The sequence below is a fragment of the Streptomyces thermoalcalitolerans genome (genome assembly GCF_039525155.1).
Lineage (GTDB): Bacteria > Actinomycetota > Actinomycetes > Streptomycetales > Streptomycetaceae > Streptomyces > Streptomyces thermovulgaris.
The window spans coordinates 1-13,992 of sequence record NZ_BAAAHG010000082.1; the positions used below are offsets into that span (position 1 = coordinate 1).

General features: G+C 70.3%; 17 protein-coding genes and 1 tRNA gene. 3 read left to right on the top strand and 15 right to left on the bottom strand.

Features of this window, described 5'->3' with window-relative positions; translation table 11 throughout:
• Positions 1-64: 64 nt before the first annotated feature.
• From thrC to ABD224_RS27615, 5 genes are all read right to left on the bottom strand, one after another.
• Entirely contained in the window at positions 65-1,123 is a 1,059-nt protein-coding gene (gene thrC / locus ABD224_RS27595; protein WP_344054726.1) for a threonine synthase, read from the bottom strand.
• Between the two features lie 6 nt (positions 1,124-1,129).
• The gene (locus tag ABD224_RS27600) at positions 1,130-2,422 is read right to left on the bottom strand and encodes a homoserine dehydrogenase (protein ID WP_067391314.1); all 1,293 of its coding nucleotides are present in this window, start codon (positions 2,420-2,422) and stop codon (positions 1,130-1,132) included.
• A 232-nt stretch (positions 2,423-2,654) separates the two neighbouring features.
• On the bottom strand, positions 2,655-4,046 hold the full coding sequence (lysA, locus tag ABD224_RS27605) for a diaminopimelate decarboxylase (protein ID WP_344054730.1): 1,392 nt from the start codon (positions 4,044-4,046) through the stop codon (positions 2,655-2,657).
• Between the two features lie 35 nt (positions 4,047-4,081).
• Positions 4,082-5,152 (bottom strand): ArgS-related anticodon-binding protein NrtL, encoded by a 1,071-nt coding sequence (nrtL, locus tag ABD224_RS27610; RefSeq protein ID WP_344054732.1) that lies wholly within the window; start codon positions 5,150-5,152, stop codon positions 4,082-4,084.
• Between the two features lie 150 nt (positions 5,153-5,302).
• Complete coding sequence (locus tag ABD224_RS27615; RefSeq protein ID WP_344054734.1) at positions 5,303-5,782, bottom strand: response regulator; 480 nt, start codon at positions 5,780-5,782, stop codon at positions 5,303-5,305.
• Between the two features lie 124 nt (positions 5,783-5,906).
• On the opposite strand from ABD224_RS27615, the gene ABD224_RS27620 reads away from it, so the two are divergent.
• Positions 5,907-5,978 (top strand) — tRNA-Arg (locus tag ABD224_RS27620).
• A gap of 124 nt (positions 5,979-6,102) precedes the next feature.
• Here ABD224_RS27620 and ABD224_RS27625 read toward each other — a convergent pair.
• From ABD224_RS27625 to rpmG, 5 genes are all read right to left on the bottom strand, one after another.
• Entirely contained in the window at positions 6,103-6,519 is a 417-nt protein-coding gene (locus ABD224_RS27625; protein WP_344054736.1) for a hypothetical protein, read from the bottom strand.
• A gap of 533 nt (positions 6,520-7,052) precedes the next feature.
• Positions 7,053-7,295, bottom strand: coding sequence for a 30S ribosomal protein S18 (gene rpsR, locus ABD224_RS27630; protein WP_344054738.1), 243 nt, complete (start codon positions 7,293-7,295; stop codon positions 7,053-7,055).
• Between the two features lie 140 nt (positions 7,296-7,435).
• Positions 7,436-8,602 (bottom strand): GTP-binding protein, encoded by a 1,167-nt coding sequence (locus tag ABD224_RS27635; protein WP_344054740.1) that lies wholly within the window; start codon positions 8,600-8,602, stop codon positions 7,436-7,438.
• The gene (locus ABD224_RS27640) at positions 8,599-8,856 is read right to left on the bottom strand and encodes a type B 50S ribosomal protein L31 (RefSeq protein ID WP_344054742.1); all 258 of its coding nucleotides are present in this window, start codon (positions 8,854-8,856) and stop codon (positions 8,599-8,601) included. The genes ABD224_RS27635 and ABD224_RS27640 overlap by 4 nt, the downstream gene beginning before the upstream one ends.
• A gap of 5 nt (positions 8,857-8,861) precedes the next feature.
• Complete coding sequence (gene rpmG, locus ABD224_RS27645; RefSeq protein WP_026252351.1) at positions 8,862-9,026, bottom strand: 50S ribosomal protein L33; 165 nt, start codon at positions 9,024-9,026, stop codon at positions 8,862-8,864.
• 147 nt (positions 9,027-9,173) lie between these two features.
• Here rpmG and rpmB point away from each other — a divergent pair, with 147 nt between their 5' ends.
• Together rpmB and rpsN are read left to right on the top strand one after the other, a co-directional pair.
• Positions 9,174-9,410, top strand: coding sequence for a 50S ribosomal protein L28 (gene rpmB / locus ABD224_RS27650; protein WP_344054745.1), 237 nt, complete (start codon positions 9,174-9,176; stop codon positions 9,408-9,410).
• Entirely contained in the window at positions 9,410-9,715 is a 306-nt protein-coding gene (rpsN, locus tag ABD224_RS27655; RefSeq protein ID WP_344054747.1) for a 30S ribosomal protein S14, read from the top strand. The genes rpmB and rpsN overlap by 1 nt, the downstream gene beginning before the upstream one ends.
• A gap of 193 nt (positions 9,716-9,908) precedes the next feature.
• On the opposite strand, the gene ABD224_RS27660 is transcribed toward rpsN, so the two are convergent.
• From ABD224_RS27660 to ABD224_RS27680, 5 genes are all read right to left on the bottom strand, one after another.
• Positions 9,909-10,670 carry a TIGR03943 family putative permease subunit gene (locus ABD224_RS27660; RefSeq protein ID WP_344054749.1) on the bottom strand — a complete coding sequence of 254 codons (762 nt, stop codon included), beginning with the start codon at positions 10,668-10,670 and terminating at the stop codon, positions 9,909-9,911.
• A complete protein-coding gene (locus tag ABD224_RS27665; protein ID WP_344054750.1) occupies positions 10,667-11,701 on the bottom strand; it encodes a permease in 1,035 nt (344 codons plus the stop codon). The genes ABD224_RS27660 and ABD224_RS27665 overlap by 4 nt, the downstream gene beginning before the upstream one ends.
• A gap of 733 nt (positions 11,702-12,434) precedes the next feature.
• Positions 12,435-12,626: a hypothetical protein gene (locus ABD224_RS27670; RefSeq protein ID WP_344054751.1), complete on the bottom strand. Its 192-nt coding sequence runs from the start codon at positions 12,624-12,626 to the stop codon at positions 12,435-12,437.
• Between the two features lie 81 nt (positions 12,627-12,707).
• The gene (locus ABD224_RS27675; RefSeq protein ID WP_344054753.1) at positions 12,708-13,724 is read right to left on the bottom strand and encodes a fascin domain-containing protein; all 1,017 of its coding nucleotides are present in this window, start codon (positions 13,722-13,724) and stop codon (positions 12,708-12,710) included.
• The coding region (locus ABD224_RS27680) for a hypothetical protein (protein ID WP_344054755.1) at positions 13,636-13,992 on the bottom strand (357 nt) is incomplete at its 5' end. The genes ABD224_RS27680 and ABD224_RS27675, both read right to left, overlap by 89 nt.

A 13,992-nucleotide genomic window follows, 5' to 3' on the forward strand; every position in this document is an offset into this window, starting at 1 on the left:
CGCGGGCGCGTCCGTCGCGGCCGGCCCCGGCCGGTGCGCACCCGCCCGCCGGACCGCCCGGCCGTCAGGCCAGGCCCAGTCGCTCCGCCGCCGCCGTCGCGTCGACCGGGACCGTGACCGGCTGGGGAGCACCGGCGACGGCCCAGTCGGGGTCCTTCAGGCCGTTGCCGGTGACCGTGCAGACGATCCGCTGCCCGGGGTCGACCTTGCCCTGTTCGGCGGCCTTCAGCAGACCGGCGACGGACGCGGCGGAGGCGGGCTCGACGAAGACGCCCTCCTGCGCGGCCAACAGCCGGTAGGCACGCAGGATTTCACGGTCCGTCACCTCGTCGATGGCGCCGCCGGATTCGTCGCGCGCGGCCAGGGCGTACGTCCAGGACGCCGGGTTGCCGATCCGGATCGCGGTGGCGACGGTCGTCGGGTCCTTGACGACCTCGCCGCGCACGATCGGGGCGCTGCCGGAGGCCTGATAGCCCCACATCCGGGGCGTCCGGGTGGCGACGCCGTCGGCGGCGTACTCCTTGTAGCCCTTCCAGTAGGCGGTGATGTTGCCCGCGTTGCCGACCGGGAGGACGTGGATGTCGGGGGCGTCGCCCAGCATGTCCACGATCTCGAAGGCGGCCGTCTTCTGGCCCTCGATGCGCACCGGGTTGACCGAGTTGACCAGCGCCACGGGGTAGTTGTCGCTGAGTTCGCGGGCAAGCGTGAGGCAGTCGTCGAAGTTGCCGTCGACCTGGAGGATCCGCGCACCGTGCACGAGGGCCTGGCCCATCTTGCCGAGCGCGATCTTGCCCCGCGGCACCAGCACCGCGCAGACCATCCCGGCCCGTACGGCGTACGCCGCGGCCGAGGCGGAGGTGTTCCCGGTGGAGGCGCAGATGACGGCCTTCGCGCCCTCCTCCTTGGCCCGGCTGATCGCCATGGTCATCCCGCGGTCCTTGAAGGACCCGGTCGGGTTCGCGCCCTCGACCTTGAGGTGGACCTCGCAGCCGGTGCGCTCGGAGAGCACCTGCGCGGGCACGAGGGGCGTACCGCCCTCACGGAGGGTGACAACCGGCGTGTTGTCGGTCACCGGCAGGCGGTCCCGGTACTCCTCGATGATTCCGCGCCACTGGTGGGTCATTGCTGGTTACTCTCCTTCAACCCGCATGATGCCGGCGACACCCCGCACGGTGTCGAGCTTGCGCAGCGCCTCCACGGTCCCGCCGAGGGCAGCGTCGGAAGCACGGTGGGTGACGACGACGAGGGAGGCCTCGCCGTCCTTGCCCTGCTGACGAACAGTGTCGATGGAAACCCCGTGCTCGGCGAACACGGTGGCGACCTGGGCGAGCACACCCGGCTTGTCGGCGACGTCCAGGCTGATGTGGTAGCGCGTGACGACCTCGCCCATGGGCGACACGGGCAGGGCCGCGTACGCCGACTCGCCGGGCCCGGTGGTCCCGCTGAGCCGGTTGCGGCAGACGGCCACCAGGTCGCCGAGCACGGCGGAGGCGGTGGGCGCGCCGCCGGCGCCGGGCCCGTAGAACATCAGCTGCCCGGCCGCGTCGGACTCGACGAACACGGCGTTGTACGCGCCGCGCACGGAGGCCAGCGGGTGGGTGAGCGGAATCATGGCCGGGTGCACGCGTGCGGTGACCGACGTGCCGTCCTCGGTGCGCTCGCAGATGGCGAGCAGTTTGATGGTGTGGCCCATCTGTTTGGCGGAGACGAAGTCCGCGGCGGTGACCTCGGTCATCCCCTCGCGGTAGACGTCGTCGAGCCGCACCCGGGTGTGGAAGGCGATCCCGGCGAGGATGGCGGCCTTGGCGGCGGCGTCGAACCCCTCGACGTCGGCGGTCGGGTCGGCCTCGGCGTACCCGAGCGCGGTCGCCTCGTCCAGCGCCTCCTGGTAGCCCGCCCCCGTGGAGTCCATCTTGTCGAGGATGAAGTTGGTGGTGCCGTTGACGATGCCGAGCACGCGGTTGACCTTGTCCCCGGCGAGGGACTCGCGCAGCGGCCGGATCAGCGGGATGGCACCGGCGACGGCGGCCTCGTAGTACAGGTCCTTGCCGTGGGCCTCCGCGGCGGCGTGCAGGGCGGCCCCGTCCTGGGCCAGCAGGGCCTTGTTCGCGGAGACGACGGAGGCGCCGTGCTCGAAGGCGGTGGTGATGAGCGTGCGGGCGGGCTCGATCCCCCCGATGACCTCGACCACGACGTCGATGTCGCCGCGTTTGACGAGCGCGGTGGCATCGGTGGTGACCAGCTCGGCGGGGATCCCCTCCCGTACTTTGTCGGGCCGCCGCACCGCGATCCCGGCGAGCTCCACCGGGGCCCCGATTCTGGCGGCGAGGTCGTCGGCGTGCGTCGTCATGATGCGCGCCACCTCTGAGCCGACAACCCCACAGCCCAGCAGCGCCACCTTCAGCGGACGCGTACGCATCATCCGACCTCGTTTCCTCATACCGACTACGGTTGGACCAGTCTCACCCACCGGATCGGAGTTTCCGCCTTTTGTCCGGATCGTGAGATGTCTGTTTCATTCCCGTCGGCCCGGAGAACAGGAGATCTTCCGGCCTCACCGGCGCCCGGACCTTCGGGCTTCCTGTTTTCCAGGCCCACAGGATCTTTTCCCGCCCCACAGGATCCCTGGACGTCCCCCGGCTCCCGGGGCCGCCTCACCCGACGTCGAGCCGCAGCAGATCCTCCTCCGTCTCCCTCCGGACGATGACCCGTGCCTCCCCGTCGGCGACGGCGACCACCGGCGGGCGCAGCACGTGGTTGTAGTTGCTGGCCATGGACCGGCAGTACGCGCCCGTGGCCGGCACCGCGACGAGGTCGCCGGGCGCCAGGTCGGCCGGGAGGAACGCGTCCCTCACGACGATGTCCCCGCTCTCGCAGTGCTTGCCGACGACCCGGACGAGCATGGGCTCGGCGTCGGAGACACGGGACGCGAGAGCGATGCTGTACTCGGCATCGTAGAGGGCGGTACGGATGTTGTCGGACATACCACCGTCGACGGACACATACGTCCGCAGTCCCTCGAGCGGCTTGATGGTGCCGACCTCGTAGAGGGTGAAGGCGGTGGGCCCCACGATGGCCCGCCCCGGCTCGACGGAGATGCGGGGCGTGCGCAGCCGGGCGGCCTCGCACTCGCTGGAGACGATCTCGTGCAACGCCTTGGCGATCTCGTGCGGCTCCCGCGGGTCGTCGTCACTGGTGTACGCGATCCCGAGCCCGCCGCCGAGGTCGATCTCCGGCAGCTCGATCCCGTGCTCGTCCCGGATCTCCCTCAGCAGCCGGACCACGCGGTGCGCGGCGACCTCGAAGCCGGACATGTCGAAGATCTGCGACCCGATGTGGGAGTGGATCCCGGCCAGCTCCAGCCCGTCGAGCTGCAGCGCCCGCCGTACGGCCTCGGCGGCCTGGCCCCCGGCCAGCGGAATCCCGAACTTCTGGTCCTCGTGCGCGGTCGCGATGAACTCGTGCGTGTGCGCCTCGACCCCGACGGTGACACGGATCTGCACCCGCTGGCGGCGGCCGAGCTCCTGCGCGACATGGGCGACCCGCACGATCTCCTGGAAGGAGTCGAGCACGATACGGCCGACGCCGGCCTCGACGGCCCGGCGGATCTCCGCCATGGACTTGTTGTTCCCGTGGAAGGCGATCTTTTCGGCCGGCATCCCGGCGGAGAGGGCGGTGGCGAGCTCGGTGCCGGAACAGACGTCGAGGTTCAGCCCCTCCTCGTCGAGCCACCGGACGACGGCCCGGGACAGGAACGCCTTCCCGGCGTAGAACACGTCGGCGTCGTTCCCGAAGGCGGTGCGCCAGGCGCGGGCGCGGGCGCGGAAGTCGGCCTCGTCGAGGATGTAGGCGGGCGTGCCGAACCGCTCGGCGAGCTCGGTGACGGCGATGCCGCCGACGGTCACGACTCCGTCCTTGTCACGGGTGACGGTCCGCGCCCACACCTTCGGGTCGAGGGCGTTGAGGTCGGCGGGCGGCGGGGAGTAGTGCCCCTCGGGCAGGACATCGGCGTGACGGGGCCCGGCGGGGTGTGCGGAACGGCTCATGTCTGTTTCTCAGGCTCTCGGGATCTCTGGGGCTCTCAGAGGTGGTCGGGTGCGTCGATGCCGAGCAGGGACAGGCCGCCGGCCAGCACCGCCCCGGCGGCTTCGGCAAGAGCGAGCCGGGCACGGTGGGCGGCCGAGGGTTTCTCCTCCCCGCGCGGAAGCACGGAGGGCAGGAAGGGCAGCACGGCATCGGCGACACCGACGAGATGCCGGGCGAGACAGTCGGGAGCACGGCGCGCGGCGGCGCGCTCGAGGACGCGGGGGTGGTCCTCGAGGAGGGTGACCAGGTCGCGGGGGGCCTCCACGGGGCCCGGCTGGGCGGAGAATCCCAGGTCGGCGGCGTTGCGGCTAAGCGCCCGGGTGCGGGCGTGGGCGTAGCGGACGCGGAAGAGGGGGTTGCTCTCGCGCTGGACGAGGTGGTCGTCGGTGATACGGGGACGATCGTGGGCGGCGGGAAGGAGCAGCGCCCAGCGAGCGGCATCGCGGCCGAGAGGAAGAGGATCGGCGGGGGCCGGAACGGGACGGACGGTGATGCCGGCAGACGCGTCACCGTCGTCGGGGGCGTCGCCCCGGACGTCCCGGACGCCGAGGAGACCGAGGACGTGCTCCCACTCGGCCGGCAGGGGCTCCTCGCAGCCGATACTCGCCCTGCCGCCCTGGGAGCGCAGAAGCCGGGCCACGGCATCGGCGACGACAAGGGCACGCACGTCGCGGGGACACCGGATCCGGACGACGGCCCCGGCTCTCCGGGGGGCGTGCCCGTACTCGCTCCCGGCGCTCAGGATGCCGTCGACGAGCCGGGCGAGGGCGGCCTCGGCGTCGTCGTCCCGGAGGCTGATGTTGAGGAACCCGGGCCCGGTGACGGAGACGTCGCCGATGCCGTCGAGACCGAGAAGGTGGGCCTTGAGCACCTGGGCGACACGAGGGGCGGGCTGTCCGGCCGGCCGCGCGAGCTGAAGGGCGATGTTGGTGGCGTAGTCACCGCACCCGCCGGGCCCAGGCCGCGTGACCACGGCCCGCTCCGGCACGCTCACCTTCAGTTCTCCCGTGTCGACAGCACGGCGCACCGCGCGCAGCACGGTACGGGAGAGCTCCACGGGGGTCACGGGGACAAGCGTAGGGGAGGAAGGGGGTGGGGAGGCGAACCCATTAAGGCGGGGTATCGCCATATGGACGCGGAAGTCACCACAGCATGAACGCGGAAGCCACCGCCACCTGAGAGCCGCCGCCCGGGAGCCACCGCCCCGGCCGCGAGGTCAGCAGCTCTTCCACCCTGCCTGCTCGGTCTGCCCGGCCTCCCCGGCTCTCCGGGCCCCGCGCTCGAGAAGCCGGCGCACCAGCCGCACCAGCTCCACCGGCTCGAACGGCTTGGGCAGAAAGGCGTCGACACCGACGTCGAGACCGGCCTCGATCTCGCACGGCGAACAGGCGCTGACGATCGCCAGAGGAAGATCACGGGTGAGCGGATCGGCCCGGAGCCGAGCGGCCGTCCGCAGCCCGTTCAACCGGGGCATGACGACATCGAGGGTGACGACATCCGGCCGCACCTGATGCACGACTTCCAGACACTCGGCACCGTCGGCCGCGGTCACGACCTCGAGCCCCTCAAGCTCGAGATTGACCCTGATCAGCTGCCGGATGACCTTGTTGTCGTCCACAACGAGCACCCGGCCCGGAGCTGCTGGCACAACTCGAGAGTAGGTGCGGACCGGCCACCGCGTCCGGGTTTTCCCCACTTCCACCCCGTCCGAGGGACGCGCCGGCCCCCGGTGGACACCGGTTCCCCCCGGAAAACGTTCATGACCACCCTCGTGGAGCTGGTAGTGTTCTACTCGTCGCCGCGCACAGAGCGCCCGACCCGCCCCCGTAGCTCAGGGGATAGAGCAACGGCCTCCGGAGCCGTGTGCGCAGGTTCGAATCCTGCCGGGGGCACTCCGTGTGACGTGCCAGAAGACCCCGTGACCAGCGAGAACGCTGAGTGCGGGGTCTTGTTGCGTGTGCAGGCGGATGCCGCCGGGAGCAGCCGGGTGGGCCGGGGTCCCGGTCCTGCGGGAGGTCATCCCTTCGGGAGGTTGAACACCAGCAGGAGGACCAGCAGTGGCGGCAGCAGAGAGAGCACGGCCATCCAGGCCCGCAGCGCCGAGTAGCGGCGCTTCCACGGCAGCGCCCACGAAGTGATCACCGCGGCATGGGTGACGAAGCCGCCGAAGCACAGTGTGCCCCAGATCACCAAGACCGAGGTCTCCAGCTCCTTCGAGCAGTCGGAGCCGCAGCCGGCGGCCGCCAGCACGGACAGCAGTCCGCCGAACAGCAGCGCGAGCGGGACGAGGACGAGCAGCAGCACCGTCGCGATCGTGGGCGCGATCCACGCGAAGCGGTCCCGATCGGGATCGGGCAGTCGGACGGGTTGGTACGCGGGGTGCTGGTATGCGGGGTGCTGGTACGCGGGCCGCGAGGTCTGCGCTGTGGTCATGGGCCCAGTGAAGCCGCGCCGACCGGCCCAACGCACTGGTCCCGGTACTCATCCGGCGCCGGTGCTCCTACTCATCTGCCGCAGGGCAGACTCCGGCTGCAGGCCCGACTGTGCGCAAGGACCGGATGCCCGGCAACAACGTGAAATGCGCGACCCACGCGCCTCGTTCCTGCACGGTATCGCCGCTGTGCGCGAGGCGCCCTGATGCCCGGGCCGGAAGGCACAGGGGCCCACAGTGTTGCTGGGGGTCGGGGTGGCCGCGCCGAGTGGCGGCCCCGTTCGGCCCGACTGGGCGAGGCACCTCGCGTCCCGGCACCGTCATGTGACGGAATGCGACGTGACCGCCTGCCGCCCCGTCACCAGCTCATGCTCAGGACGTCCGTTTCCGGCCGAGGAGGTTGGTCATGCGCGTGGCGTTCGCCGGCAAGGGCGGCAGGCGGTCGCGTCTGTGAAAAGCGCGGCACAGCTCGGTTCAAGCCGCTCGCATCGAAGCGACCGGCGGTGCGGGGCCCGGGGCCCGGTCGCCCGTGCGGCTATCGGGAGTTGTAAGGCAGGAGAGCCATTTCCCGTGCGTTCTTGATGGCCTGTGCCATCCGCCGCTGCTGCTGACGCGTCACATGGGTCACCCGGCGGCTGCGGATCTTTCCGCGGTCGGAGATGAACTTCCGCAGCAGGTCGGTGTCCTTGTAGTCGATGTACGTGATGCCGGCGGCGTCCAGCGGGTTGACGCGCCGGCGCTTGGCGGTCTGCCGCCCGGTGCTGGGGCGTCGGGGCATGGCGAGGTCACTCCTCTCCTCAGGGGGATGCGGTGGCATACGCGGGCGATACGGCGGAGTGCTGGGCAGGACGAGTGAACCCCGTCCCTTCGGGGCGCACCGTCTCTTCGGGGCACATCGCCGCCGGAACGGAGCGCGGTTCAGGTCACTGGGTCGAGCAGGTCGTCGAAGGCGTGGGGAAGTTGTTTCCAGCGGTCCCTGCCCGCCGCGTACTCGTCGTCGGTGAGCAGGCACGAGTCGAGCAGGGCCAGCAGGCCGTCGCGGTCCAGGCCGGGCGAGGTGAAGGTGAGGTACTGGCAGCGATCACCGTGTTCGGGATGCCAGTCCACGGAGGCGGCGAGACGGCGTTCGGCGGGCACCATCTCCCAGGCGGCGTCGGGCAGGGCCGCCAGCCAGGGGCCGGCCGACTCCACACACAGCGCACCGCCCGCGGCGTCCCAGGACAGCAGGGTGTCGGGGCGGTCGGCCAGCCAGAACCGTCCACGGCTGCGGACGGCGGCGCAGGTGAGGTCCTCCAGCGCCGTATAGAGGCGCTGCGGGTGGAAGGGCCGCTCACGCCGCCAGACGAAGGTGCTCACACCGTGCTCGTCGCACTCCTGCGGCAGCAGTGCGCACGCGGGATGCACACGGGCGGCCGCCGCTGCCGTGTCGAAGCCCGCCAGCAGAGCGGCCCCCAGGCCGCCGTCCTCCACGCGCACCTTGCGTGCGCCTGGTGTGAGCTGGGCGAGCAGCGCGTGGTCGGCGTCGTCGGCGCCCTCCCCGCACGTACTGCCCTCGGCGAGGGCGATCAGCGTGGGGTACTCCAGTTGCCGGGCGAAGGTGTCGGCGACGGTGCGCCGGTCGGTCGGGGCGGCGGCGAGGCCGGCGTCGGCCAGGTCGTCGCCGTTGGCCAGGGAGGGCAGGACGAGCGCCGGGTCGACCGCGGTGGCGACTCCGGTCAGCGCCAGCGGCGCGCCCGCACCGGTGATGACCGGGGCCATGCCCTGGGGTTCGACGGAGTCCCACAGTTCCACGACGGCCAGCCGGTACCCGCCCTCCTCCGCGAGCCGCAGCAGCTCGGGGACGAGGTCCTCACGCAGTGCGCAGCACGCGCAGTCGTTCACCAGGGGTGCGTCGCCGCTGCTCAGCAGGCCGTCGGCGTCGCGTACGGTGCGGTGCACCGCGCTGTCGGCGGCGGACGTCAGGTCGTGGTGCAGCGCGACCGAGCCGGGGACCGTGCGCAGGATCTCCTCGACGGCGGCCCGGCGGGCATCCGCGTGCAGCCCGGCGACGATCGCGACCGGCAGTCGCGCCTGGTCCGTGCTCATCGCTCGCTCCGTCCGCGTCCGTAACGCCGCTCGAAGCGCTCGACCCGCCCCGCGGTGTCCAGGACCCGCTGGGTGCCGGTGTAGAAGGGATGGCTAGCCGAGGAGATCTCGACGTCGATGACCGGGTAGGCGTTGCCGTCCTCCCACTCGACGGTCTTGTCGCTCGTGGCCGTCGACCGGGTCAGGAAGGCGAAGCCGGCGGCCCGGTCACGGAAGACGACCGGGCGGTAGGCGGGGTGGATTCCGGGCTTCACGGCTCTCAGCGCTCCTCACGGAAGTCGACGTGGCGGCCCACGACCGGGTCGTACTTGCGCAGCGTCAGCCGGTCGGGGTCGTTACGGCGGTTCTTGCGGGTCACATAGGTGTAGCCGGTGCCGGCGGTGGACCTCAGCTTGATGATCGGACGCAGTTCGTTGCGGGCCATGGAAAGCACCATACAGCGAATTGGTTTTCATTTTCATTACGGTGCTAGTGTGCTGCCGCGCACTGCGCCACAGCCGCACACCCCCGCACGAACGCACGCAGGAACACGCCCCGCGCATAAAACACACGAGGCATACGAGGAAGAAGCATGTCCGCTCACTGCCAACTCACCGGTCGACAGCCCGGCTTTGGCCATCACCTCTCCCACTCCCACCGGCGCAGCAAGCGCCGTTTCAACCCCAACATCCAGCGCAAGCGCTACTGGCTGCCGAGCGAAGGGCGCCACGTCCGGCTCACCCTCTCCGCCAAGGGCATCAAGACGGTCGACGCGATCGGCATCGAGGCCGCGGTGGCCCGCATCCGCGCCCGGGGAGGGAAGGTCTGATGGCGAAGAAGAGCAAGATCGCGAAAAACGAACAGCGCCGTCTCGTCGTGGCCCGTCATGCCGCGCGCCGCGCCGAGCTGAAGGCGATCATCTCGTCCCCCTGGGTGTCCGACGACGAACGCGCCGCCGCCCAGCGGGAACTGCGCCGGCAGCCCCGCGACGCCAGCGCCACCCGTCTGCGCAACCGCGACTCCGTGGACGGCCGCCCCCGCGGCCATCTGCGCGCTTTCGGTCTGTCCCGCATCCGCGTCCGCGAGCTGGCCCACGCGGGCCAGCTCCCCGGCGTGACCAAGAGCAGCTGGTGATCCACGTCCGATCCGCTCCCCCTTCAAGGCCCCACCGCGACCGCGCCGGCTCCTTCCCACCGGGGCACGCGCGTGCGGCCCCGCCCTCTTCGCACCTGTACTGAAAGATCTCCGCACCCGTACTGAAGGCGCCCGGTACCCCTCCACTCCCAGCCGAACGGAGGGACACCGGGCGCCGGTTCATCTCGTGGGTTCATCTCGTGGGGGTGAGCGGCAGGGCGTCGGTGTAGGCGTTCACCGGCTTGGCGATCTTCTCCACGGAACGGGCGTCGAGCGCGGCGGGCGCGGAACGCGTGCCCAGAGTTCCGCCGGGGTGCCAGGTGCCGGTGACGGCCACCCAGGTGTCGGCCGGCGGGGCCGGGGTGCCGTGGATCCGTACCTTCACGGACTGGGCGTCCGCCGCGCAGCAGGAGATCATGATTCGGGTCAGGAACCAGCTGTCGCCCTGGTCGCCGGACGTGACGAAACCGGTCAGCAGGACCGTCCGCCCCTTGATGGCCTGCGTGCGGTCCTGCCGCACACGGCGGGTGAAGTCCGAAAGCGTCATCGGAAGCGGCGAGGTCGCGGGCAGCGGCTCGAAGTCGCCCTCGCCCTCGTCCTCGTACGTGACGGCCTTGGACGGCTGGCGGGAGGCGGTGTACGCGCCGAGGGCGGGCGGAGCGTGGAACAGCAGGCTCAGCGCCGGGAGAAACAGCAGCCACGCGGCACGAGGTGCGCCGGAGTGGTGGTGCCCGTGGCCGTCGTCGCCGTGGTCCGTGTGTGCGTCGCCCTCGCGCCGTCGCACGTACGCCACCGCGTCCGCCGCGCCGAGCAGGATCAGCAGGACTCCGGAGGCGATCAGCAGCGGACGCATCCCCTCCTTGACGTACCGCAGGTACAGATCGGTGAACAGGGACACGCGCAGCAGGCCGATGCCGCTGAGAACGAGCAGGATCATCTGGAGCGGGCGTCTCACAGCAGTGCTCCTCCGATCAGCACGCCAGCCAGAATCGCCACGACCACCGTGGCGGCGGAGAACCGGATCGCGAAGGCCCGGCCGAAGGTACCCGCCTGCAGGGCGATCAGCTTCAGGTCGACCATCGGACCGACGACCATGAACACCAGCCGCGCGACCGGCGAGAACCCGCTCAGCGAGGCCGCCACGAACGCGTCCGCCTCCGAGCACACCGCCAGCACGATCGCCAGCCCGGCCAGGAACAGCACCGACAGCCAGGGCGATCCGGAGAACGCGTCCACCACAGAAGGGGGCACCATCACGTTGAAGGTGGCCGCCGCCATCGCCCCCACCACCAGGAAACCGCCCGCGTGCAGGAAGTCGTGCTGGAAGCCGGCCAGGAACTCCCGCCACCGGCTGCCGCCCTCCTGATGCCCCCGGTACCGCGCGACCGGCCGCAGCCACTCGGCCCGTCCCCGCCACAACCACAGCCAGCCCATCACCACCGCCGTGCCCAGCGAGGCCAGCAGCCGGGCGACGACCATGGCCGGGTCCCCCGGGAAGGCCACCGCGGTGGCCGTCAGCACCACCGGGTTGATCGCGGGCGCCGACAGCAGGAACGTGAACGCGGCCGCAGGCGCGACGCCCCGCCCGATCAGACGGTTCGCCACCGGCACCGACGCACACTCGCAGCCCGGCAGCACGACTCCCGCCGCACCGGCCACCGGCACGGCGAGCGCCGGCCGGCGCGGCAGCACCCGGTTGAGCACCCGTGCCGGCACGAATGCGTTGATGGCACCGGAAAGGGCCGTGCCCAGCAGAAGAAAGGGCAGCGCCTGCACGGTCACGGCAAGACAGACGGTCCGCCACGCCTGCATCGCCGGCGTCTCCATCCACCGGCCCCCGAAGTAGAGCACCGTGCCGGGAACAACGGCCGCCACCAGCAACAGGAGCGGCCAGAATCGGGGCCAGCCGGGAGCGGCCTCGTCGTCCGCCGCTCCGCCCGCGTCGGCGACCTCAGTCTCCTCGGCCCGCTGGTCTGTTCTCTGCATGCCGGCTCCGCCTGTCGGATGTTCCGACCAACATAACGGGAGCCGGCGAGCGTACCTCCAAGCACGTCCCGGAGGCGCACGTCCCGGAGGCGCCGGCACCGGTCGTCGCACCAGCCGACGACAACCATCGCAGCGCACCCAGCTCGAACTCTTCATGCGGTGCTCCCGTACGAGCGCCCTCCCGGGCCGCCCTTGGGCCACGAAGGGCGCTCCACGGTGAGCAGCGTCGACGGGCGCCGACAGTCCGTCAGCGGATCAGGACGTTCACTGATGCTGATGAGGTGACCGCGGGACATCCTCGTACGCCGGTGTCCGGCGTCCGGCGTACGAGGCTGCAACACCGGGACGGTGTCGAGGCCTACCGCCTTCGGGGGATCGCCCTCCACGCGCTGTTCCGAGTCCAGCTCCTGGCAAGCGGCCAAGCGGTGATCGATGCCGCACGACACGCCTGCACGACGACGGACGATATGCACAAAGCGGCCGACAGGACCGAGCTGAGTGCACGTGGCGCGCAGGCACGAGACGCCCTGGAGGACTTCGTGGAAATCGCCGCGTCCGACGTGCGGTAGCAAAACGGGCGCGCCGCCCCCTCACATCCCCCTGGGGAACCCTGGGAAAAGGGCTGATCTCAACTTCTCCCTACCGCACCGGAGTTCACTCGCTGCATGACCGTGAGGGGGGAGGGCTGCCTCCCCCCTCATGTCCGGTCGGGGAACGTGTGCGGGTCGACGGGTCACCTGGCCGGGAGGGTGACCGTGCCCCGGATGGGCCAGTGGTCGGACGTGCTGGTGTCCGTCCCGATCGTGCAGCCGCTCCAAGTGGCATTGGCCGGCGCGAAGATGTAGTCCAGCTTCAGCGATCCCTTGGTGGCCCGGTTACGGGGCTGGTCGCACTCGGTGTACTTGTCGTACAGAGGCTGGAGCACGGGGACCTCGCTGCCCGTCGGAGTGTGGGTGGGGGTGGCGTTCAGATCGCCACCGAAGAGGGACCGGTAGCCCTTGTTGCCTTACTCCACACCCTTGTTCACCAGGAACTGGGCCTGCTGGGCCTGAAACACCCGGTCCGGGTCCTCATAGTCGGAACCACCGGTGCTGAAATGCGCGGTGCACCCCATGACCGCCCACGACTGTATCGCGGCGCACAGCGCCGTCCGCCGCTCTTTGGGGTTTTCCTTCTCATCCTCGTCCTTGTCCCTGGGGGACTCCAGCTCGATGGCCCTGTACCAGGTGTTCTCCGCGGGGACGGCGATGGCAACTCCATAAGCCCCGCGGTTCTTTGCGCAGGCCTTCTGGGCATACAGCCCCTTGCCACCATCTTCTGCTTCCGTACCGTCGATCTCATGCTGAATCGGGGCGAATCTCACGTCCCACGTGTCCGCGCCGTCGTCGAACTTCTCCTCGAGCCCCTGCTCCAGCGGCTTGGCAAGCTTCTCGCAGAATTCCTGCAAAAAGATGATGTCGGCTCGGGCCTTCTCCGCCTGCGCCACGACCTCATCCACGAACTCTTTGGTGGTCTTGCCGTACATCGGGCAGGATCCGTTGTTGCTGCACACATTCCACGACAGGGCGCGGATGTCCCTGGACGGCGTCGACGAGGCCGCGGGCGGGACTCCTTCGGAATCTATCCGATGAAGCCTGAACAGTTCCCATGAGCCCGGCGTCCCGGTCTTACGGGCCCGCAGCAGCCCCTCGTCGCTTCCGGTGCTGTTGATCTCGACAGAAACGTAGTACTTGGTGGTCGTACCGCCCTCCGAGAAGGTGTAGCGCAGCGCGAACCAGTCGCCATCCTGGGGCACTATCTCGAACTTTTCCCAGTTCCCGATGCTGCCGTCCTGTCGCGCCCGGAGCATTCCGAAGTGAGAACCGGAGTCGTGGAACTCGGCGGAGACGTAGAGACCGTTGGCCTCGGAACGGAGGGTAGCCGTCTTCCCCTTGTCACCGGTGTGCAGCGTGAAGGTCTCCCATGATCCGCTCTTCGCAGTCGGTCCGGGCCCGCAGTTTTCCGTACTGGTTTCCGGAGTCATGGATCTCGACGCTGACGCATATCGGCTTTCCGGCCTCGGCGCTCGCCGCCTTCGATTCGAGCCTGTACTTCCTTCCTGCCGATTTCTCGGTCAGAATGTCACCCGCCTGCGCCGACGGCGCGACCGAAAGCGTGATGAGCGTCAGCAGGAGGCTGAAAAGAGCCCCCAGACTCACTGAGGTTTTCTCAGCGAAATAATCTTCGTGAAGTGGGTTGATCGGGGCGTCGGGGGCTGGAGCGGACAGCGGCGGCCCGGCTGTGGGCAGACG

Bases quoted from the DNA above. Each gene is read 5' to 3' on its own strand.
- thrC (WP_344054726.1), bottom strand. From the start codon at position 1,123: ATGACCCACCAGTGGCGCGGAATCATCGAGGAGTACCGGGACCGCCTG.
- ABD224_RS27600 (WP_067391314.1), bottom strand. From the start codon at position 2,422: ATGATGCGTACGCGTCCGCTGAAGGTGGCGCTGCTGGGCTGTGGGGTT.
- lysA (WP_344054730.1), bottom strand. From the start codon at position 4,046: ATGAGCCGTTCCGCACACCCCGCCGGGCCCCGTCACGCCGATGTCCTG.
- ABD224_RS27625 (WP_344054736.1), bottom strand. From the start codon at position 6,519: ATGACCACAGCGCAGACCTCGCGGCCCGCGTACCAGCACCCCGCATAC.
- rpsR (WP_344054738.1), bottom strand. From the start codon at position 7,295: ATGCCCCGACGCCCCAGCACCGGGCGGCAGACCGCCAAGCGCCGGCGC.
- ABD224_RS27635 (WP_344054740.1), bottom strand. From the start codon at position 8,602: ATGAGCACGGACCAGGCGCGACTGCCGGTCGCGATCGTCGCCGGGCTG.
- rpmG (WP_026252351.1), bottom strand. From the start codon at position 9,026: ATGGCCCGCAACGAACTGCGTCCGATCATCAAGCTGAGGTCCACCGCC.
- rpmB (WP_344054745.1), top strand. From the start codon at position 9,174: ATGTCCGCTCACTGCCAACTCACCGGTCGACAGCCCGGCTTTGGCCAT.
- rpsN (WP_344054747.1), top strand. From the start codon at position 9,410: ATGGCGAAGAAGAGCAAGATCGCGAAAAACGAACAGCGCCGTCTCGTC.
- ABD224_RS27665 (WP_344054750.1), bottom strand. From the start codon at position 11,701: ATGCAGAGAACAGACCAGCGGGCCGAGGAGACTGAGGTCGCCGACGCG.
- ABD224_RS27675 (WP_344054753.1), bottom strand. From the start codon at position 13,724: ATGACTCCGGAAACCAGTACGGAAAACTGCGGGCCCGGACCGACTGCG.